The 21,407-nt window shown below is 39.4% G+C and carries 18 protein-coding genes, 1 other RNA gene and 2 pseudogenes; 13 read left to right on the forward strand and 8 right to left on the reverse strand.

Annotated features, from left to right (window positions below; all coding sequences use genetic code 11):
* Positions 1 to 38: 38 nt before the first annotated feature.
* The 3 genes and pseudogenes from flgE to LEP1GSC203_RS01485 form a co-directional block, all read right to left on the reverse strand.
* Complete coding sequence (gene flgE / locus LEP1GSC203_RS01475) at positions 39 to 1,433, reverse strand: flagellar hook protein FlgE (protein WP_015680552.1); 1,395 nt, start codon at positions 1,431 to 1,433, stop codon at positions 39 to 41.
* A gap of 68 nt (positions 1,434 to 1,501) precedes the next feature.
* Positions 1,502 to 2,035: pseudogene (locus LEP1GSC203_RS01480) on the reverse strand (flagellar hook capping FlgD N-terminal domain-containing protein); the annotation flags it as partial.
* A 47-nt stretch (positions 2,036 to 2,082) separates the two neighbouring features.
* Positions 2,083 to 3,723, reverse strand: a complete 1,641-nt coding sequence (locus LEP1GSC203_RS01485; RefSeq protein WP_002972054.1) for a flagellar hook-length control protein FliK — start codon at positions 3,721 to 3,723, stop codon at positions 2,083 to 2,085.
* 180 nt (positions 3,724 to 3,903) lie between these two features.
* Between LEP1GSC203_RS01485 and LEP1GSC203_RS01490 the strand changes: the two genes are divergently transcribed.
* The 9 genes from LEP1GSC203_RS01490 (at position 3,904) to LEP1GSC203_RS01530 (ending at position 12,622) form a co-directional block, all read left to right on the forward strand.
* The gene (locus LEP1GSC203_RS01490) at positions 3,904 to 4,941 is read left to right on the forward strand and encodes a sulfate ABC transporter substrate-binding protein (RefSeq protein WP_002971973.1); all 1,038 of its coding nucleotides are present in this window, start codon (positions 3,904 to 3,906) and stop codon (positions 4,939 to 4,941) included.
* 3 nt (positions 4,942 to 4,944) lie between these two features.
* The gene (gene cysT / locus LEP1GSC203_RS01495) at positions 4,945 to 5,772 is read left to right on the forward strand and encodes a sulfate ABC transporter permease subunit CysT (protein WP_002972076.1); all 828 of its coding nucleotides are present in this window, start codon (positions 4,945 to 4,947) and stop codon (positions 5,770 to 5,772) included.
* Positions 5,769 to 6,584: a sulfate ABC transporter permease subunit CysW gene (cysW, locus tag LEP1GSC203_RS01500; protein WP_002971996.1), complete on the forward strand. Its 816-nt coding sequence runs from the start codon at positions 5,769 to 5,771 to the stop codon at positions 6,582 to 6,584. Before cysT ends, cysW begins: the two co-directional genes overlap by 4 nt.
* The gene (locus tag LEP1GSC203_RS01505; protein ID WP_002972019.1) at positions 6,574 to 7,638 is read left to right on the forward strand and encodes a sulfate/molybdate ABC transporter ATP-binding protein; all 1,065 of its coding nucleotides are present in this window, start codon (positions 6,574 to 6,576) and stop codon (positions 7,636 to 7,638) included. Before cysW ends, LEP1GSC203_RS01505 begins: the two co-directional genes overlap by 11 nt.
* Before the next feature lie 68 nt (positions 7,639 to 7,706).
* A complete protein-coding gene (locus tag LEP1GSC203_RS01510; RefSeq protein WP_002971985.1) occupies positions 7,707 to 8,432 on the forward strand; it encodes a phosphoadenylyl-sulfate reductase in 726 nt (241 codons plus the stop codon).
* A gap of 7 nt (positions 8,433 to 8,439) precedes the next feature.
* On the forward strand, positions 8,440 to 9,348 hold the full coding sequence (gene cysD / locus LEP1GSC203_RS01515; protein ID WP_002971957.1) for a sulfate adenylyltransferase subunit CysD: 909 nt from the start codon (positions 8,440 to 8,442) through the stop codon (positions 9,346 to 9,348).
* On the forward strand, positions 9,348 to 10,580 hold the full coding sequence (locus tag LEP1GSC203_RS01520) for a sulfate adenylyltransferase subunit 1 (RefSeq protein ID WP_002971989.1): 1,233 nt from the start codon (positions 9,348 to 9,350) through the stop codon (positions 10,578 to 10,580). The genes cysD and LEP1GSC203_RS01520 overlap by 1 nt, the downstream gene beginning before the upstream one ends.
* A 68-nt stretch (positions 10,581 to 10,648) precedes the next feature.
* Positions 10,649 to 11,716 carry a TauD/TfdA family dioxygenase gene (locus LEP1GSC203_RS01525; RefSeq protein ID WP_002971956.1) on the forward strand — a complete coding sequence of 356 codons (1,068 nt, stop codon included), beginning with the start codon at positions 10,649 to 10,651 and terminating at the stop codon, positions 11,714 to 11,716.
* A complete protein-coding gene (locus LEP1GSC203_RS01530; protein WP_002971950.1) occupies positions 11,717 to 12,622 on the forward strand; it encodes a bile acid:sodium symporter family protein in 906 nt (301 codons plus the stop codon).
* Here the strand turns inward: LEP1GSC203_RS01530 and LEP1GSC203_RS01535 are convergent.
* Together LEP1GSC203_RS01535 and LEP1GSC203_RS01540 are read right to left on the reverse strand one after the other, a co-directional pair.
* A complete protein-coding gene (locus tag LEP1GSC203_RS01535; RefSeq protein ID WP_002971969.1) occupies positions 12,619 to 14,286 on the reverse strand; it encodes an NADPH-dependent assimilatory sulfite reductase hemoprotein subunit in 1,668 nt (555 codons plus the stop codon). The two genes, LEP1GSC203_RS01530 and LEP1GSC203_RS01535, sit on opposite strands and share 4 nt — an antisense overlap.
* Before the next feature lie 7 nt (positions 14,287 to 14,293).
* A complete protein-coding gene (locus LEP1GSC203_RS01540) occupies positions 14,294 to 16,063 on the reverse strand; it encodes a diflavin oxidoreductase (RefSeq protein WP_039936919.1) in 1,770 nt (589 codons plus the stop codon).
* Between the two features lie 165 nt (positions 16,064 to 16,228).
* On the opposite strand from LEP1GSC203_RS01540, the gene cobA reads away from it, so the two are divergent.
* Both cobA and LEP1GSC203_RS01550 read left to right on the forward strand, forming a co-directional pair.
* Positions 16,229 to 17,014, forward strand: a complete 786-nt coding sequence (gene cobA, locus LEP1GSC203_RS01545; RefSeq protein ID WP_002972033.1) for a uroporphyrinogen-III C-methyltransferase — start codon at positions 16,229 to 16,231, stop codon at positions 17,012 to 17,014.
* On the forward strand, positions 17,011 to 17,604 hold the full coding sequence (locus tag LEP1GSC203_RS01550; RefSeq protein WP_002972005.1) for a precorrin-2 dehydrogenase/sirohydrochlorin ferrochelatase family protein: 594 nt from the start codon (positions 17,011 to 17,013) through the stop codon (positions 17,602 to 17,604). The genes cobA and LEP1GSC203_RS01550 overlap by 4 nt, the downstream gene beginning before the upstream one ends.
* Here the strand turns inward: LEP1GSC203_RS01550 and LEP1GSC203_RS01555 are convergent.
* The gene (locus LEP1GSC203_RS01555) at positions 17,601 to 18,206 is read right to left on the reverse strand and encodes an LBF_1134 family protein (RefSeq protein WP_198008541.1); all 606 of its coding nucleotides are present in this window, start codon (positions 18,204 to 18,206) and stop codon (positions 17,601 to 17,603) included. The genes LEP1GSC203_RS01550 and LEP1GSC203_RS01555 overlap by 4 nt on opposite strands.
* 43 nt (positions 18,207 to 18,249) lie before the next feature.
* Here LEP1GSC203_RS01555 and LEP1GSC203_RS20135 point away from each other — a divergent pair.
* Positions 18,250 to 18,636: pseudogene (locus LEP1GSC203_RS20135) on the forward strand (nuclease-related domain-containing protein); the annotation flags it as partial.
* Between the two features lie 1,154 nt (positions 18,637 to 19,790).
* Here LEP1GSC203_RS20135 and rnpB read toward each other — a convergent pair.
* An RNA gene (gene rnpB, locus LEP1GSC203_RS19425) (RNase P RNA component class A) lies at positions 19,791 to 20,140 on the reverse strand.
* 104 nt (positions 20,141 to 20,244) lie between these two features.
* Between rnpB and LEP1GSC203_RS01570 the strand changes: the two genes are divergently transcribed.
* Complete coding sequence (locus LEP1GSC203_RS01570) at positions 20,245 to 20,688, forward strand: LEPBI_I1174 family sigma 54-regulated protein (RefSeq protein ID WP_002972059.1); 444 nt, start codon at positions 20,245 to 20,247, stop codon at positions 20,686 to 20,688.
* Between the two features lie 244 nt (positions 20,689 to 20,932).
* Here the strand turns inward: LEP1GSC203_RS01570 and msrB are convergent, their stop codons facing one another.
* On the reverse strand, positions 20,933 to 21,316 hold the full coding sequence (gene msrB / locus LEP1GSC203_RS01575; RefSeq protein WP_002972000.1) for a peptide-methionine (R)-S-oxide reductase MsrB: 384 nt from the start codon (positions 21,314 to 21,316) through the stop codon (positions 20,933 to 20,935).
* Between the last annotated feature and the right edge of the window lie 91 nt (positions 21,317 to 21,407).

A 21,407-nucleotide genomic window follows, 5' to 3' on the forward strand; every position in this document is an offset into this window, starting at 1 on the left:
AAGGAAAAAACGGGGTTGCCCCCGTTAGTTAAAGAAACTTATCGTTTGAGACCTAGAACTTCCTGGATCATTTGGTCTGAAGTCACAATGGTCCGTGAGTTGGCTTGAAATCCTCTTTGAGTCACAATCATATCTGTAAACTGGTCGGATAAGTCTACGTTTGACATCTCAAGAAGGCCCGCATTGATCTTTCCACGGCCTTGGCTTCCTGCCTCACCAATGTTTGCGTCCCCTGAGTTCAAAGAGTAACTATACATCGTGTCCCCTTCTTTATTGAGACCCGCAGGGTTTGTAAAGTTAGCAAGAGCAATTCTTGCTAATGGTTGGCGTACCCCATTTGAAAATACACCAGTCACAGTCCCTGTGTTGTCAATGGAGAAAGACTCCATGTATCCCATCGGGTATCCGTCTTGTTTTACTGCTTTGGTCGTGAAATCAGAAGAAAATTGAGTGATTCCACCCACAAGTCCAGCTTCCCCTAAATTCAAACTGAATTTTTGTGCTGTAGGATTTCCAGGAATGCGAAAGGAAATATCAGCTTTGAGTTTTCCTGTAGTTTGAGAATCCACCCCATCTGATACGGAGATAATCTTTCCATCAGGAGTGAAGGAAACTTCTAACTCTTGGTTTCCAGAAACTTTTGTGTTTTCCCCACCGGTTCCACTTACATCCACAGAAACTTGGCTTGAGTCTTCCAATTTGAAACGCATCTTCCATACGTTTTCTCTCATTTTGTAAAACTCTACTCCCATTTGGCGAGTGTTTCCAAGTTCATCATAAACATTAATAGAGGTTACATGGCCTCTTCTTTGGCGAGGATCTGGATCATTGATATAACGTTGGATATCTTCTTCTGTTGCGTCCGATGGAACAGCAGCAACACTTGCATTGAGGTTGGATTGAAAATCTACGTTCTGAGTCGCACGAGCTGGTTCTTTAGAATAAAGAGGAATGACGATGTCTTCTAAAGATCCTGCGGAGTTGATGTATTTGTTACCACCATCATCCAAACGAGAATTCCATCCTTGCACTTTCAGACCATTCGCAGGGTTTACATAAAAACCGTTTTTGTCTATGTTGAAAGCACCAGCGCGAGTATAAAATTGTTTATCTCCGTCTTTCACAACAAAGAATCCTTCACCAGAAACTGCAACATCTGTATTCTTTCCTGTGGTTTGCAAAGCACCTTGTGTCATAATTTTATCGATAGCCGCGATGAGAGAACCAAGACCCACTTGTTTCGGGTTTGTTCCCCCGATCCTTTCATTTGGTTCTGACGCACCTTGTAACTCTTGTGAAATCATGTCTTGGAAGGTAACTCGTTCGGTTTTGAAACCGTGTGTGTTTACGTTGGAGATGTTGTTACCAATAACATCCATTCTTACTTGGTGGTTTTTCAATCCGGAAACTCCGGAGTAAAGTGATCTCATCATAACGTTATATCCTCTCTTTTTTTATCGACCTTTTTGAATTAATCCTGATAAGCTTCTTGTTTTTTTAGCGTATTATTCGGAACGTTTGCCGGACGTTGAAACTCTGGCTCGGCTTTCAGTAAAGAAGGTTCAGAAATCAAATTGATTTTTGCTACATCAAGCATTCTTCCGTTCACACGAACGTAAGTTTTTCCTTCGTTATCAAAAAGAATGGCACCAGCAAGTCCTGTAACATCTTCTCCGGTAACTAAATCCGGTCCTGATACAATTTTACCTACAACCGAATAACTTTGTTTAGATTCCATACGAGCAATTCCAGAAGAAATGTTTTTCATCTGCTCGAGAGATGAGAACTGTGCCATCTGTGCTATGAAGTCTTTGTCCTGCACAGGATTTGTAGGATCCTGGTGTGAAAGTTGAGTGAGAAGGAGTTTTAAAAAATCATCCTTTCCTAACTCTTTTTGTTTTTCCCGAATTTCAATTCCTTTGAGTCCACTTGTTTCTTCTTTATCCAGTTGTTCTAAATGTTTACGGATATTGAAAGTGCGGTCTCCTTCAAAGTATTTAGTTCTTGCAGAGTTTTGTGTCGATATGTCTTGCATTCCGTCTGGCATGGGATCCTCTATTTTTTTCTATATTTACAGGTGTTTTAAGCGAAAAATTCCAAAGCCTTGGATTCTTCGAATGAAGGAGAACCAAGAAGGTCTGCCCCTTCTTCTAACCCAATTTTGTTTTCGGAATGACGAAACCGTGCTGCATCCACCATCGTTTGGTAGAGTTCATTCTGTTCGTTACGATCGGAAAGTCCACTTCCATCATCCCATAAATCAATGATGAGCGCTTGTAAGTCGAGACCAGATTCTTTTAAGTTTTCTTTAATGGTTTGGATTTCGTTTTGAAGAGATTTTTGTAACTCTTCTGATTCAACAAGGATACGTCCTTCTACCTTATCCCCATCGACTGTGACTTTCAATGTAAGTCTTCCATATTCCTTAGGATTCATTACGATCTCAGCACTAGACTTTCCATTTTGTACAATATCGAACCTAGCTTGTTTGATGAGTTCGTCTATGTTTTGTTTGAGATTGGTTTCTTTCGGTTTCGTTGTTTTTTCAGAAGTACGAATCTCTTCTGTTTTGGATGTCATCTTATTTTCAAGAGTAGAAAATTGGAACCCTTGTTTGGAACTCCGTTCGTCAGCAGAGCGGCCACCCTCTTCCCCTGATTTAGAAGGAGTTCCCATTTGAATGTTTTGAACTAACATGGCTTCCGTGGATTTTTGTTTTTCTTGGGATGTAGGAATCTTAGAATCTTGTTTTTGGAATTCTTTGTCCTTTACCCCGAGAGAACGAATCATCTTATCAGCATTTTGTGTTTGGTTGGATTTATCCAGTTCCGAATGGTTATCGGTATTTTCTGATCCACTCTTTGTTTGTTTAGAAGACTTTAGTTTTCCATCGGTTTTACGAACAGAGTGTTCGCTAGAAAGGTCGTATCCTTCTACTTTCACTTCTTTTCCTTTCGCAAAAACCAAATCAGAAACTTGGGAACCTGAATGGATCACTTCCATCTTTGTTCCCAAAGAAACTGGTTTCCCATTTGTTTTTTTATCTTCTAAGGTTTTTTTATCACTTTTAGGAAAGGGAATTAAATTTGAATCTTTGACCAAAGGAGTTTGCGACTTTGCCGCACCGGGCTCGATTGTTCTTTTGGATTGTTCTGAAAGGAAAAAACTTTCAGCAAGTTTTTTAGCCTCATCAATAAAGGCATTTCCTTCTTTTGGGGAATAGGCTTGTGATTTTTCTGCAGACTTTTGTAAGGAAAGTAAAACGGTTTTTTCTTTCATTGCCATTTCATTCAATTGGTTGGCCGATACCATGGACCTATCCCAATCTACAGTCGAGGTGACAATCCCAAGACTATACTCCAAAGCGTCACGGTCTAAATCTTCTTCTTCAGAAGACTCACCATCTTCGCCTTGCACAATTCTATCTTTTTCAATGGTTTCTTCGTTTTTGATTTCAGAAGTACTATTTAACGGTTGTTTTGTGGCTTCATCTAATTTAGAAATTTCTGTTTGAGAAGCTGTATTTTCATTTTCTTGACCTGGAGATTTGTATTCCGAGGGACTTTTTGGTTTTTCCGAATGCACTTGGAATTCACGTTCCAAAATTTCTCCAAAACTTTCGCGCACCGCTTGTGCATGGTTTTCTTCCCCACTCCGTCTTGCGGACTTCCAATCCACTTGTGGGAATTGAATTAAGTTTTGGTTTTCAACTTTTACGTTCATGGGGGTGCCTTCTCCCTTAAGGATCGAACTTCCCCAGATTTCCTTGAGAGAATTATCTTCTTCCTTTTCTGGTTTATGTCTGGTGAGGGAAAATTAAGGGTTTTATGAAATAAATTTCGTTTGACAAATATTCACTAAATTGGAGGATGAGTTTGATTTATTAATCAAAAGGGCGCAAAAATGAAAAAAATTACCCGTATTTCGACTTTAAAACCAACAATTTCTGCAATATTGTGCATTTTTCTTAGCATTGGGGCTCTCTCTTCCCTGGCTGCGGAATCTACTTTCCTCCATGTGTCCTTTGACCCAACACGGGAATTGTATGAAGAAATCAATAAATCCTTCTTAAAAGTATGGAAGGAAAAGAAAGGAAGCGAATTTGCCATCCAACAGTCCCATGGTGGATCCGGAAAACAAGCACGTGCAGTGATTGATGGTTTGGATGCCGACGTTGTAAGTCTTGCACTTTCCTACGATATCGATAGCATCTCCGCCAAATCAGGGTTAATCGATGCCAATTGGCAAAAAAAACTTCCAAACAATAGTGTTCCTTACTACTCAACTATTGTATTTTTGGTTCGTAAATCCAATCCTAAAAAAATCAAAGATTGGGATGACATTGTAAAACCAGGCGTTTCCATCATCACTCCAAATCCAAAAACAAGTGGAGGCGCAAGATGGAATTATCTTGCAGCATACGGATTTGCAAAACGTAAATACAAGTCTGATGAAAAAGCAACTGACTTTGTGAAAGCCCTATTCAAAAATACTTCTGTTTTAGACACGGGAGCCCGCGGATCCACAACTACTTTTGTCCAAAGAGGAATTGGTGATGTTCTCATCACATGGGAAAATGAAGCAAAACTTTCTTTAGATGAAGAAAAAAGATCAGGAAAAAATACTTTAGAAGTAGTTTATCCTTCAGAATCGATCAAAGCCGAAACACCGGTGGCTGTAGTGACTAAAACTGCTACAGAAAAAGGCAATTTGGAAAAAGCGACTACTTACCTCGAGTTCCTCTATACAAAAGAAGGACAATCCATCATCGCTAAACATTTTTTTAGACCCACTGACGCTGCGACTGCAAAGGCTTCTTCCAAAGAATTTCCAAACATTAAATTATTTTCCCTATCCGATTTAGGGGAAACTTGGGATTCTGCACAGAAAAAACATTTTGCAGATGCAGGTGTCTTTGATGCCATCTACAAAACCCAATAAAATATGCTTATAGAAACGCGGCCATATAAAAAAATACATTTTGGAATCAGTTTAGGACTGACAGTTTTTTACTCGTCCGCGGTTGTCATCATCCCCCTTCTAGGACTCTTCTTCCATTCTCTCGGGATTGGAGTTTCGGGAATCCTAGAAGTTTTTTCAGACAATAGAATTCGCTCGGCACTTTTTTTAAGTTTCAGCGTGGGATTCATTTCCGCCATCATCAACCTCTTCATTGGATTTTTATTTGCTTGGGTTCTTGTTCGTTATGACTTTCCTTTTAAAAAACTCCTCGATACCTTAATTGATTTGCCTTTCACTCTACCGACGGCAGTTGCCGGAATTGCCCTTACCACCATATATTCCCAAAAAGGAATCATTGGATCCTATTTTGAAGCTTGGGGAATTAAAATTGCTTATACTCCGATCGGGATTGTCATTGCTTTAGTATTTATTGGATTTCCTTTTGTAGTTCGCACTGTGCAACCTGTCATCGAAGAATTACCAAAAGAATTAGAAGAAAGTGCACGTTGTCTTGGAGCCACTCCGTTTCAAACATTTTACAAAGTATTACTTCCAGAACTTTGGCCTTCTATCTTAGCTGGTACGGGAATGGCATTTGCCAGAAGTATTGGTGAATACGGATCTGTTGTTTTTATTTCCGGAAACATTCCAGGGAAAACAGAAATCCTTCCTCTACTGATCGTCACCAAACTAGAACAATACGAATATGAAAAAGCAACTTCAATTGCTCTTGTGATGTTACTCACTTCTTTTCTTTTTATGTTTTTGATTAATTTACTCCAAGACCGGGCATCTAAAAAATTATCATGAAAATCAAAATTTTACCCATTTTCCTGGTGTTTTTAGCTTATATTCTGGCTGGGATCATTCTTATTTTACCAATCTATACCGTTTTTTCAGAAGCCTTTTCGGAAGGAATTCCAAAATACATTGAATCCATTACAGGGGAATACGCACTCTATGCCATAGGGCTAACTATAAAAGTATCCGTTGTCTCTGTAATTTTAAATACGATCTTTGGTGTGACAGCAGCATTCACTATCACTAGGTTTCAATTTCCAGGTAAAAATATTTTAGTTACTATTATTGATTCTCCTTTTGCAGTTTCTCCTGTTGTTTCAGGTCTCATCTTTTTATTGTTATTTGGTAGGCAAGGTTACTTTGGCAATTTTCTTTCCGCACATTCAATCAAAATAGTTTTTAATACTCCAGGCCTAATCCTTGCGACAGTTTTTATTACCTTTCCTTTTGTTGCAAGAGAGCTCATTCCGCTTATGCAAAGCCAAGGAAGAGAAGAAGAGGAAGCTGGTTTATTACTAGGTGCTAGTTTTTTCCAACTACTCAAACGGGTCATCCTACCAAACATCAAATGGGGTCTGTTATACGGAATTATCCTTTGTAATGCTAGGGCCATGGGAGAATTTGGTGCTGTTTCTGTCCTTAGTGGACATATCCGAGGAAAAACGACCACCCTCCCTTTGCACATAGAAATGTTATATAATGAGTTTGATTCGGTAGGAGCTTTTTCCTGTGCCACCTTACTTGTGTTTCTCTCACTACTCACACTCATCTTTAAATTGATTTTGGAAAAACGAACCGCGAGTCAAAAAAATGCCGATTGAAATCAGTCATGTAAATAAAACCTTTGGGTCATTCACCGCACTAAAAGATGTAAACCTATCGATCCCTGATGGAGAACTGGTAGCACTCCTCGGTCCTTCGGGATCTGGGAAAACTACTTTACTGCGAATCATAGCAGGCCTTGAAGAACCTTCTTCCGGGAAAGTAGAATTTGTAGGCGAAAATTTATCTAAATCCAAAATTCAAAATGGGGAAGTGGGTTTTGTTTTCCAACACTATGCCCTCTTTCGCCACATGACCATTGCGGAGAACATAGGCTTTGGATTGGAAGTAAGACCCAAGGCATTACGACCCCCCAAAGAAGAAATCAAAGAAAAAATTTCTAAATTACTCACACTCATCCAACTAGAAAAATTCCACAACCGTTACCCACATGAATTGTCCGGGGGACAACGCCAACGTGTGGCATTGGCACGGGCCCTTGCCATCGAACCAAAGTTTTTGTTATTGGATGAGCCCTTCGGTGCTCTCGATGCCAAAGTCAGAAAAGAACTCCGCAACTGGTTACGCCGCCTTCATGATGAAATCCATATCACCAGTGTCTTTGTCACCCATGACCAAGAAGAAGCATTGGAAGTCAGTGACCGCATTGTCATCTTAAACCAAGGCCAATTGGAACAAGTAGGAAGTCCGGACGAAGTGTACAACAAACCTAAGTCCCCTTTTGTGTTCCATTTTCTAGGAGATGTGAATCTCTTCCATGGCCGAATCGAAGAAGGAAAAACTAAAATTGGTGACTTTGCTCTCGAGAGTTCTGAACACCAGGATATAAAAGAATCTGTAGCTGTGGCGTACGTTCGCCCGTATGATGTAGAAATTGTAAGAGAAGCCGACCAAGGCATTGCGGCAGAAATCCAATACATCCATTCCACGGGTCGAAATGTGCGAGTGGAGCTCAAACGAGTGGACACAGGCACCCTGATTGAATCGGTTTTAGAGCAGGAAACCTACCGAATCCTGAACCTTTTGCCGGGAGAGACCGTCTATTTGAGGATTAAAAAAGCAAAAGTTTACGTAGAAGACTTCTCTATCTAGTATTTTCCGCTAATATAGTTTACAAATCGTCCAATATACAAAACATTGGACGGTAGGATTGGAAAAAAATGGGAAATTTGGAAGTTTTGACAGAAACCTATACCTCCCTCTCGCTCGAACAGGGTTTACGACAATTGAGTTTGGACTATCCAAAAAAAGTTGTTTTTACAACAAGCTTTGGATTGGAAGACCAAGCCATCACTCATGCGATCCTTTCTAACAAAATCGACATTCGTATTGCCACATTGGATACAGGACGACTCTTCCAAGAGACTTATGATGTTTGGCAAAAAACAAACATCCGTTATGGGGTAAATATTGAAGCCTTTTATCCGAACGAAAAAGAAATTAAAGTTTTTGTAGAACAAAATGGTCCCAATGCTTTTTACGATTCTCAAGACTTACGTAAAGAATGTTGTCGGATACGTAAACTGGTTCCCCTAGATCTCATTTTAAAAGATACAGAAGTTTGGGTGACAGGGCTCCGAAAAGACCAATCGGGATTTAGAACCGAGATGTCCATTTTCGAAACGGACAACCAAAGAAATTTAATCAAATACCAACCACTCCTCTTATGGTCCTTTGAAGATACTTGGAAGTACATTCGTGAACACAATGTACCTTACAATCTACTACACGACAAAGGATTCCCTAGTATTGGCTGTGCCCCTTGCACAAGAGCCATCGAACCAGGAGAAGACTTTCGTGCAGGCCGTTGGTGGTGGGAACAAGAATCAAAGAAAGAGTGCGGTTTGCATTGGGTAGATGGCAAACTCACACCAAAAAAAGGATAATAGTTACATGACCGATTTACATCGACTTTCTCATTTAGACCAACTGGAGTCAGAAGCCATATATATCTTAAGAGAAGTTGCTGCTCAATTTGAAAGGCCAGCACTCCTCTTTTCTGGTGGTAAAGATTCCATTTGTCTTGTCCACCTTGCTCTCAAAGCTTTTCGTCCCGGAAAATTTCCATTCCCCCTTGTACATATTGATACAGGACATAACTTTGATGAGGCGCTTAAATTCAGAGATGATTTAGCAGCAAAAACTGGTGAAAAACTAGTGGTGCGTTTTGTACAAGATTCCATCGACCAAGGGAAAGCTGTCGAAGAAAAAGGAAAGTTTCCAAGCCGGAACGGAATCCAAGCTGTGACATTACTTGATACCATAGCAGAATTCAAATTTGATGCTTGTATTGGTGGAGCTCGCAGAGACGAAGAAAAGGCAAGAGCCAAAGAAAGAATTTTTTCGGTTAGAGATGAATTTGGATCATGGGATCCAAAACTACAACGCCCAGAACTTTGGAATATCTATAACGGAAAAATCCATGTAGGGGAAAACGTTCGTGTGTTCCCGATCAGCAATTGGACGGAACTGGATGTTTGGGAATACATTCGTAAAGAAAACATCGAACTTCCTTCTTTATACTTTTCTCATCAAAGAGAAATTGTATGGCGAGAAGACCTAGTGTTTCCGGTATCAAAGTTCATCAGTTTAGACAATTCCGATAAAGTAGAAACTAGGACTGTTCGATTCCGAACTGTGGGAGATATGACCTGCACGGCAGCGGTAGAATCAGAAGCCAATACAATCGATGATATCATTCGTGAAATTCAAGTTTCAAGGACTACGGAAAGAGGATCTCGTTTGGATGACAAACGTTCGGAAGCAGCGATGGAAGATAGAAAGAAAGGCGGATATTTTTAATGGATATTTTACGTTTTATTACTGCGGGAAGCGTGGATGATGGGAAATCAACTCTCATCGGACGGTTGTTATATGATAGTAAATCCATTTTTCAAGACCAACTAGAAGCCATTGAAAAAGCAGGACAGGTGAATGGGCAAATCAACTTAGCACTCCTTACCGATGGATTAAAAGCAGAAAGAGAACAAGGGATCACGATCGACGTTGCTTATAAATATTTCTCTACACCTAAAAGAAAGTTTATCATCGCTGATGCACCGGGGCATGTCCAATACACTAGAAACATGGTTACGGGAGCATCTAACTCTGATCTTGCGATCATTTTAATTGATGCAAGAAAAGGTGTGATTGAACAAACTTACCGTCATTCTTATATTGTATCTTTACTAAGAATTCCTTATGTCGTTGTTTGTGTGAACAAAATGGACTTGGTAGATTTTTCTGAAGAAGTATTTTTAAATATCCAAAAACAATATTTGGAATTTGCAAAAGATTTAGATTTAAAATCCATCCACTTCCTTCCCATCTCTGCCTTAAACGGAGACAATGTGGTTGATCTTTCGACGTCAATGCCTTGGTGGAAAGAAAAATCACTTCTAGGCTTTTTGGAAGATATCGAACTTCACACAGAAGAAGAGTCCCCGGCTCCTAGGTTTCCCGTACAAAATGTAATTCGCCCGCAAACGGCAGAATACCATGATTACAGAGGTTATGCGGGACAAATTCGTAGTGGCCATTTTACAGTGGGTGATTCCATAACTGTATTACCAAGCGGACTCAAATCAAAAATCAAAGCAATTGATACTTATGCTGGTTCCTTAAAAACAGCCTATGCTCCGATGTCAGTTACCATTCGTTTGGAAGATGAAATCGATGTGAGTCGTGGGGATATGTTAGTTATAAGTGGAGAGGAACCGACAACCTCCCAAGATTTGGAAGCCCATATCTGCTGGATGGACCAGAAAGTAATGACCCCTGGATCCAAGTATCTACTCCGCCAAACTACTAATTCCGTAAAGGCGTCCATTCGTACTTTGGAATACCGAGTAGAAACAAGCACTCATGAAAAAAAAGAACAGGCAAATCTTGGTCTCAATGAAATTGGAAAGGTAACGATTCGAACAGCAAAACCTGTCGCCTATGACCCGTATTCAAAAATCAGAGGAACAGGTAGTTTCATCTTAGTGGACGAAGGAACCAACCAAACCGTAGCTGCTGGAATGTTATTGTAGATTTTTAGTCCAATATAACAGATTTTCTCTTGCAATAAATAGGCTGGGTTCACTAAGATGACAATAGTATGAGCCAAGCCACCACGACTGCAACGAAATGGATCCGGAAATCTTTCATCGGGGAGACAAAACTTCCCGTCGTTTATGAACCCGCTGAAGAAAAAGAATTACTCGAACTCACTGACTGGGTCAAAAAAAATCAGAAGGAATGGAGAGAGGACCTAAAGAACTATGGAGCCATACTATTCCGCGGTTTTCCTATCCATGAGGCGACGGATTTCCAATCCATCCTTCTCGCCACTGAGGAAAAACTAGGAGAATTTTATTTAGGAACTTCACCCAGAGATCAGGTCGTTAAACATGTGTTTACCGCAAGTGAACTCCCCGCCCACTACCCGATCATGCAACATGCCGAGATGAGTTTTCTCGACAACCCGCCGAAACTTTTATTTTTTTATGCTGAGAAAGCATCAGAAACAGGAGGAGAAACTCCCTTAACTGATCTTAGAGAAATTTATAAAGATGTAGATCCAAAGATCAAAGAAAAAATTGAGAAACATGGAATTCGTTACAGAAGGCGTTATGACGGTCCGTCCAATAAGGCCCGCTTCTCACTTTGGAAAACCAAACGTTGGGATGAAATGTTTGGAACCACAGATTTATCCGAAGTAAAAAAAATTTCCGATGAAAACAGATTCCAATTGGATTGGTTTGGAATAGATTCCTTAACTATTACTAACGAACAATCTGGATTTCGAATCCATCCAGAAGCAAAAACCAAAGCATGGCACAACCATTCCCAAACGTTTCACTACCAAGCCGCAGTGAGTGAAGTATGGAAAATTTTTAAAAGACAAAAAACTTTTCGTTCTCTCGGTGTTGCACTTTTACTCACACTCCTCACTTTAATCAAAAGAATTTCAGGAGAAAAGTCTCATGATGTTCATGTAACTTATGGTAATGGCGAAGAGATCACTGCAAATGAAATGAAATCCATAACCAATGTATTTTGGAAACATTTGGTAGCAATACCTTGGCAAACAGGGGATGTTCTTATCATTGATAACTTTTCAGTTTCCCATGGAAGGCTCCCCTTTACAGGGCCACGTCGTATCCTTGTAGGATGGTCAGAATAAATGGATATCAATTCGGTTCGCCTTAACTTTAACAAAGATTCGGTTTATTTAATCAATGCTCTGATTGGTTTTATAATGTTCGGAATTGCCTTGGAACTAAAGTTACAAGATTTCCGACACCTATTACGCAATCCCAAACCAGCGTTTGTTGGACTCTTTAGCCAATACATTTTGTTACCGATTGCCACTCTGCTCATCATTTGGGTGATTGAACCACATCCAGGCCTTGCCCTGGGAATGGTGCTCGTCGCTGCTTGTCCTGGTGGGAATATGTCTAATTTTTTCACCCATTTGGCAAAAGGGAACTTAGCACTTTCTGTAAGTCTTACTACTTTTTCTTCTGCTTTGGCCTTTATCCTCACACCTCTTGGTTTTTTCTTTTGGGGAAATTTACTTCCTGTGACGCGAGAATATCTCAAATCAATTTCAGTGAGTCCTTATGAAATTTTGGTTTCCGTTACCTTGTTACTGCTTATCCCTTTGGTCCTTGGAATCCTCTTTCAAAAACTATTTCCAAAACTCACTCATACGGTAAAACGTGCGGTACAACGAATTTCTGTTTTATTACTCGCATTTTTTATCGTGGGAGCCCTTGCTACCAATTGGAAATTTTTTAAAGAATACATCCATCTTCTCTTTGGACTTGTTTTTATTATGAACTTGGCTGGTCTTTCTTTAGGGTATTACTTTGCAAAACTCTTTCGATTGCCACTGGGTGATAGAAAGACCGTTGCCATAGAAACAGGAATTCAAAACTCAAGCCTTGGTCTTGCGATTGTTTTTAATTTCTTTGATGGTCTGGGAGGAATGGCAATGATATGTGCGTGGTGGGGAATTTGGCACCTGATTGCCGGTGCCGGCATCGCGACTTACTGGAACAAAACTTCCAAAGAATCGGAATCTTAATTTAAGATTCCGATTCGATTGATATAGTCACCGAAAGATTCTTTGGTATTTCTTTCTTTTGAAAATCTACCGAAGAGTCCATCTAACTCATTTAGAATAGCAGCTTCATCCAAATCATCTTTATATTTTTTGTTGAGACGGTATCCTTCCGCATCTGCACCTAAATGTAGGTTGTATTTCCCATACGACGTACCTACAAGACCAATCTCTGAAATGTAAGGCCTTGCACATCCATTCGGACAACCTGTCATACGAATCGATACTGGTTCTTCTGCAAGTCCATGTTTACTAAGGATAGGTTCAATTTTATCAATTAGACTTGGTAGGTATCTTTGTCCTTCCGCCAGTGCTAAAGAACAAGTGCTAAGTGCGACACAAGCAATTGAGTTTTTGCGAATGGGTGAAATTTCCCCAGTTTTACGATGAACTCCAAACTTAACAAGAATAGACTCAATGAGATCCTTATCTTTTGGGAAAATATCAGAAAGGATTAAGTTTTGGTTACAAGTAAAACGGAATGTTGCTCTTCTCGTTTTAGAAACTTCAAGAAGCGCCGTTTTTAAATTGTATCCATGTTCATCACAAACACGACCATTTTCCACAAACAGAGTATAGTGCCAGTTTCCAGCCACATCTTGTTTCCAACCAAAATCATCTGATCTTTGTGTGAACTGGTATTCTTTTGCTGGTTCAAAACTAATCCCTACTCGTTTTTCTACTTCACGTTTGTAAAACTCAACACCTAACCGATCCAATGTGTATTTCAAACGAGAAAGTTTTCGATCTTCTCTATTTCCAAAATCTCTTTGGACAGTGACAATTTCATAAACAACTTTTAAGATATCTTTTTTAGGAATATAACCAAATACAGTTCCTACTCGGGGATAGGTGTCAGCATTCCCGTGAGTAGTTCCAAGTCCCCCACCTACGGCTACGTTGAATCCCATAAGTTGTCCATTCTCAATGATTGCAATAAGGCCAATATCATTGGTAAAAAGATCCACATCGTTATAAGGGGGTATCGCAATTGCAATTTTAAATTTTCGCGGAAGGTAAACATCCTTATACAAAGGATCTTCTGGTTCTTCTTTCTCTGCTAAAAGATTTTCATCGAGCCAAATTTCATAATAGGCTCTAGTTTTTGGCAGAAGAGACCGACTAATCTCCCCTGCATATCCAAACACTTCTTTGTGTAAGGGACTAGTTGCTGGATTGGAGGTACAAGTTACGTTACGATTTACATCTCCACAGGCAGCAATAGAATCTAAAAATACAGAATCAAAAGCTTTGATAGTAGGTTTGATTTTTGATTTTAATATTCCATGAAGTTGTACTGTTTGGCGAGTTGTGATTTTAATAGTTCCTGTTGAATTTTCACCAGCTACATTGTGTAAAGCTTCCCAATGAACAGGACCAATCATCCCCCCTGGGATTCGCAATCGAATCATAAAAGAATACAACCGTTCTAATTTTTTAGCAGCACGTTCCTCTCTGCGATCTCTATCATCTTGTTGGTACATTCCATGAAACTTCAGTAATAGTTGGTCATCGGAACGAAGAGAACCCGTGTGTTCATCTTTCAAACTATCACTAAGTGAACCTCGAAGTCCTCGACTGAGGCGTTTTACTTTTTCTGCTAATGTTTCTTTTTTTTGTTCTGCCATGATTACCTCAGTAAACATCCTTAATGTAGCGGCCCATTTCTTCCAATTCTTTGAGATAATCGGAAGCATCTTTTCCCGTATCAAATGTTCTTTCTGTTAAAATTTCAATGAGTTTGCGATCTACATCTTTACTCATAGGATCTTTGGAACCGCAAAGATAAATAATTGCGCCATTTTCAATCCATTTTAAAAGTTCTGAAGCATTTTCACCCATCCGATCTTGCACATAAACTTTTTGTTTTGTATCACGAGAAAATGCAGCATTTAACTTATGTAATACGCCTGTATCCATTAACTCTAAAAGTTCTGTTTGGTAATAAAAATCGGAGACAAAGTTCCTTTCTCCAAAAAATAACCAGTTTCTTCCGTTCCCGGAATTTTGTTCTCTTTCAAACAAAAAACTTCTAAAAGGGGCAATCCCTGTGCCTGGCCCAATCATGATAATATCTGTATCTGGACTTGGCAATCGGAAGGAATTATTTCTTTGAATGAAGAAGGGAACCACATCCCCTTCTCTTAATTCAGCTAAAAATCCAGAACAAAAACCAGTTTTCAGACCAGTAAATGTTTCGATCTCTACTTCTGCAACGGTTAGGTGAACTTCATCATCTCCATGAGCAGAAGGACTAGAAGCAATGGAGTAGTATCTAGGGACTATGGGTTCTAAAACATCGACGAGAGTTTGTAGTTCTAATTTTTTTTCCGAAGGATGAAGAGTGAGTAATACATCTAAATCAATTTTACCGGATGGAATCTCTTTTCCAATAAGGGTTGCATATTTTTGAATGACTCGGTCTGGCAAAAAGCGGACAGAAACTTTTTTACGAAACAAATCATAAGCCATCCACGTCTCCCCTTTATAAGTTACACGAGACTCACGATCTGTTTGTAATAGGGATAAAATTCGGCTCACTTCCTCATCACGATTGTATGCAAGAAATCCTGCACTATCACCTGGTTGGTAATCGATAGGGACAGTAGTTTTGATTTCAATATGTCTTGTGGATTTACTAGCACCAATATCGTTTAAGACTATATTGGTAATCACAGAACCTTCATAAACAACCTTACCGCTAGAAGCAGGTTTTACCGTTGGATTTTGTGTCTTTGCAGAACTTTGTGACGTTGCAGTTTTAGAATGTGCATTCAGTTTGGAAATCAGTTCACTCATCCAAGGTTTGGCCACTAAATCAAAATCAACATCACATTTTCCTAGAGGTTGGATACGTTCAGCACCCAGTTTGGATAACATGGAATCTACATCTTCACCAGTTTGACAAAATAATGGATAGCTAGTATCACCTAATCCGAGTACGGCGAATTTTACCTTTGTTAATGAATCTTTTGAATCTTTCAAAATTTGAATGAATGGTTTTGCTGCTTGCGGTGGTTCTCCATCCCCATGTGTCGAAACAATCACAAATAAATACTCTTCTTCTTTCAGGTCTTTCGCTTTGTAGGTATCTGTACTTTTGAGTTTGGCCGATACACCGAGTTCCTTTAATTTTTTAACGAGTTCTGTTCCAAGTTTTTTAGAATTTCCCGTTTCTGTTCCATACACCACGCTACATTGGATGGGTTGGGTTTTTAAATTTCCATGTAAAGGATCATTCCCTGAATCAATGCTCACAGGAGGAGTGAGGGACACATCCACGCTGCTGCCCCCAATGCTTGCCTGAGTGAGAGCAGACAAATATCCAGACATCCACACCCATTCGTCTTTCGTGGATTCCTTCAGTAACTGTAAAAATCGATTGCGTTTCTCATCGGATAGCATAAAAACCTATTTTTGATTTGGATTCCAGTAAAACATCCAAAAAGTCTGATAAATTGAATCTTTCCCCAGAGTTAGAGCCTAAGTAAACCAAAAAAATGGAGATTTTGTAGAAATTATTAGCCATTCACTTGACTATTTCTAACATTTTGGCAAGGTATAACAGATATGTCCTCCAATAAGACAGAACAAGGATTTGTCAGTTTTGTGAGTGGTGGCCCGGGCCCCATTGACCTTTTGACCCTCCGTGGCCGAAATCGAATCGAATCCGCCGACGTCATTCTCTACGATGCCCTTCTCGATTCCGGATTTTTAGACTTATTTCCCCTCAATGCACAAATTCTTTATGTGGGAAAAAGGGCAAACGAACATGCCCGCACCCAACCAGAAATCAATTCGATGTTAGTCGAATTTGCTTTAGAGGGAAAACGAGTTGTACGATTGAAAGGCGGAGATGCTTCTATTTTCGGAAGACTTTCCGAAGAAATCCAAAGTTTGGAAGAAGCGGGAATTCTTTATGAAGTGGTCCCTGGTGTAAGTTCAGTTACCACGGGTGCTGCTGATTTAGGTCTTTCGCTTACTGTTCGTGGGGTCTCTAGGCAGATCATCATCCTGGATGGACATACGATTTTGGAAGATGAACGCAGTTGGATGGGAATGGAAAATTTTTTAGGAACTATTGTCATTCTTATGGGTAGCAGAAAAACAAAGGAACTTGCAGAAAGATTAATAGAAAAAGGAATCAAAAGCACAACCCCCATTGTCCTTGCTGAAAATGTAGGAAGTTTAAACCCAACCTATGCAACATCGACTCTCGCCGATACTATGTTAGACGGCATCCAAAAACAATCTTCTGGTCCAGGAATCCTGTATGTGGGTGAAGCAATCCGTCCCCTACTGAATCGAAAAGAAAAAATACAAAAATCAACGATTACCAGTTTATTTACAGAATGAATTTCAAAAAATATCCAATTTTTTTAAACTTAGAAAATAAAAACATTCTTATCGTTGGCGGTGGGAATGCCTGTTTAGAAAAATTACTAGGCCTTGAATTTACGGGAGCCAATCTCCATGTGATCTCAATTGATTTTAGTGAAGAAGTAAAAACTTTTTTAAACAAATACCCAAACATCAAAGTAGAAAAACGAGCAGTTAAAGAAGAAGATTTAAACCACAGAGAGATTATTTTTTTAGCAACAAGTGATCCCGATACCAATCTAAATTTTCGAAAAATTGGCAAAGAAAAAGGGATTTGGGTGAACTCTGTGGATGATCCCAAAAATTGCGACTTTTACTCATCCTCCACCGTATCCATTGGCCCTGTCCAATTTGCCATTTCCACAGATGGTAAATTTGCTGGTGTATCTTCTACTTTGCGGAAACTCTTTGAAGAAATTATCCCAGAAGAGGATCATGAGTTAATGGAAACTCTATTTGAAATGAGAAGAAACTTAAAAGAAATCCTTCCTGACAATACGGAAAGAAGAAAGGTATTAAAAGAAATTGTTCACAATTTAGATTCCAGATACTTTCACAAAGATTAATTCGAATCCGGATAGATTTGAATCGTTGTTAGTTGGTGTTCATTGGCCCAAACGGAATGTAAGGGAATGTTCACTATCATCTTTTGATTGTCATCTAATCTTGCTGTCCATTCCCCCGGTGTCCTAGGTTCTGCAAATTTCACTTTTTTGATAGGGAAAGGAAACTGAACTTCAAATTGGATGAATTCCACTAGAGTATTAAAACGAAGTAAATCATCTCTAAGTTTTGCCTCTTTCAAAATAGAATCAATTTCCTCCCGGTTGATTTCCAATGCCTTAAGAAGAAGGGAAGACTTACTCGTATCAACTACTAGTTGGATTTCCTGCACCTGTTCCTCTGTAAATTCAATGAACCGAAATCCAGGTGGTAAGATGTGAGTGTAATTGGAAAACTGATAAGCTCTCTCTTTGATACTGATCTCAAGTTCCCCTGTTGGTTTCAATCCAGATCCAAAAAAAACACCCGAAGGTTTTTTGGTAATTTTTTTCTGGTATAAAACAAGATCTCCTGACATATCAGGCCGAATCTTTATTTTAATATTCCCACCGGCACAGGCACAAAACAATAGGCAGAAAATTACGGTTGGTGGTATCAGTTTCATATCACCAATGGAAACACTGGTGGTCAGTTTGCAGAACTAAAAAATGATCTATCCAAAACAGTTTCACGGAAAATCCAAAGACGTATCGCTAGAATCCCATTTTTATAGCCGTTTTTCCAAGGAAATTCGCATTCCTTGCAATATCTATTATTCGATTACCCTCATCACTCCCGATGTTCCCATGCGAGAAATTGACTTTCTTGTGGTCTCGCCATTCGGAGTCATCACAATCGAATTAAAAAATGGGAAGTGGAGACAAAAAAAAGGAGAATGGGAATTTTATAATGTTCGAGAAAGGGATTGGAAACCAGTAGAAGGAAAATCCTATTCAAACCCCATCGAACAAGTAGTCACGGAGAGGGACCTAATCCGTGAGTTTTTTAAAAACCATAACCAACTTGCGGATTTGTTTCCAGCGGATTATTACGATAGCGCTATCTTCTTTTTAAAAAATGAAAGAAAAGAATTTCACTTACCAAATGACCAACATCTTTATGTGTTTGGTGGGAAAGAAGTTCAGGATGAGGTTGACTTAAATTCTATTTTGGAAGAAATACTTTTCCGTTACAACAGAGAACCTCTGCCAGACTCAGTCCTTATCAAAGCACATGAAATCATTAAAAAAAATCTAAACTTCTTTCCTACCTTTCGATCACAAAAGGAAAAAGAAGAAGAGAATTTATTATTTTTTACGAAAGAACAATTTGAATTGGTGGAAGGAATTAATAACTACCCGCATAATTTAGTATTTGGAAGTACGGGATCTGGTAAGTCTATCCTTGCAGGAGAGTTGGCCTTACAAAACGCTCGCGCTGGCAAAAAAGTATTGTTATGGCAAGGAGCAAAAGCACTTTACGAAATTTGGAAAGAGGAACTCGCAAACCTTCCAGAAAAGAACTACATTGAACTCATAAACAACATAACAGAAATAAACCACAACAACATTGATCTACTGATTGCTGATGGGATTGAAGAGGTAATCACGGAACCTCCTGAAAAAGAAGTTTTTTTATACCTGTCAAAGTATTTTTGGGAAAATAAAAATTGGATCCTCTTTATCTCTAGGCGTTTTAAATATTTAGATTCCCCAATGTTAAATTATTGGAATTCACTTCCCATCCATGTCTGGGATATCAACCGTAATATAAGAAACTCTCCCGAAATAGTCAATTTTGCGAATACTCTACTCAATGATTTTTCCGAATCTCCAATACAAAGTAATCTTTCCGATATTCAATTCATAAAGGCAGATGATGACCTAACAGACCAAATTCGGTGGTGTTTTGGTTATGCAAAGAAAGTATTAGAAGTAGAAAACGATGAAATTGTGGTAATTTATAAATCAGAAGAATCAGTAGCAAAAACTGGATTAAAACAATTTTTAGATGAGAATGCTATGCGAAATTATTCGTGCCAAGAATTTGTGGGTATGGAAGAAACATGCGGCGTCCTCATTGGTTTTGAAGACTGGGATAAATTAGAGACAAGGACTCTCTTAGCAGAAACAATTTTGAAAATCAGAAGTTTGGTTTGTGTTTTCTATCCACCTAACGAAGAAGAAGTGATTCAATCGATTCTAAAAAAAGGTGACTCTGGCCCATAAGCCGGATTCTGTTCTATGCGATCATTTATCTAATGCTCTCTACCCACAACCTGGCGGGACAAGCTCGTAGCGGTTGTTTACTTGAGATTGCACATCGGAGGGTTTACCATGCCCCTATTTTCACAAATAGAGCGGTGGGCTCTTACCCCACCATTTCACCCTTACCTACCAAAGTAGGCGGTTTTCTTTCTGTTGCACTTTCCGTCCCTCAAGGCCCATTTCTGGATCCCGAAAGCCCAAGTGTTACTCGGTCCGATTGTCCCCTAGTGTCCGGACTTTCCTCCCCCCACCTTCCAGAAGGAAGGCAAAAGGCGATCGCTCGGCCAGAGTCAGTTTCATTGGAAAGTCAGGTTCGATCTCGTCTATGAGTATTTCTTCCAATTGGCACAAATTATGCATTGTGTAGGATTATGGAGTCCGTGAGGCACCCTTTGTATGATTAAATACCAAATTGCTCTATTATTCATCATTTCCTTTGGTTTGCATGCAAATCCCGTTTTGGATGAGTCTGCAGAAGACATTTTGAAAATCACTCGTTTGTCTCGAATCCCTTCTGTGATTACGAGCCTTGAAGAACGAGCCATTCAAAAAATGGAAACAAACGAACTCATTTCTGCAAGGGAAGATTTGAAAAAAGCCATTCAGCTCAAACATGCGATTGGAATGAAAGAGTCAGAGGGAAATGCTAGTCTTCTTTTGCAAATTTCCAAATTAGAATCGCGGCTGGGGAACCGGTGTGAAGCAAACCAGTATTCCCATCTAGCAAAACGAATTGCCCTTCGCATTGGTGTCAACCTCGGGGCAGTAGCCTTAGACCGAGCGGTTGTTCCCGACAGAAAACCTGAAGGCTGTGTAGAAGTTTCCTGGTTAAAAGAGTAAGTCACTTACCTTTTGCAAGCAGTGAAAAAAGAAAAGTAGGTTTCTTTGGAAAGTCGCTTACTTTAGTGATTCAGTTACAAAAGTAAGCCCCACGAATTTAACAACCGATTTCATAGGTAACTTACTTTCCAATCGATACCACGCGATTTTTGGTTCAGTTCACCAAAAATAACCAGATAACAAAATTCATATGACTACCTGGAGCCTGGGAATCAAATTTCAGGTGGTTGTCATCCGAGTCCCATTATGATTCGCTTTGAAATTTAAGGGAGGCAGAATTGACACAATACCTTAACCCAGTGGGTTTTGGCCCGTCTGGAAATACATGACCCAGATGTGCCCCGCAGTTTTGACAGTGAATTTCTGTTCTAACCATACCATGGCTTTGGTCTGATTCTGTTGCCACTGCTTCTTTTCGCACCGGCTCGTAATAACTAGGCCAACCACTACCTGAATCATACTTTGCATTGGAAGAAAATAATGCTTCACCGCAACAAACACAAAGGTAAGTGCCTTTCTCTTTATGTTCATAATATTCACCACTAAACGGTCGTTCGGTGCCTTTTTCCCTAGTGACTTGGAATTGTAAGGGAGTGAGTTTTTCTTTCCAATTTTCTTCGTTCATCATAAACCATTCCTTATTAATTGAGACTTAGTTTCAATATCATATTTTATTTTTTTAGAGACTGACAATCTTGTGACAGTTGGAACTCTGTATT

The sequence above is a fragment of the Leptospira terpstrae serovar Hualin str. LT 11-33 = ATCC 700639 genome, from assembly GCF_000332495.1.
In the GTDB taxonomy this organism is placed as follows: Bacteria; Spirochaetota; Leptospiria; order Leptospirales; family Leptospiraceae; genus Leptospira_A; species Leptospira_A terpstrae.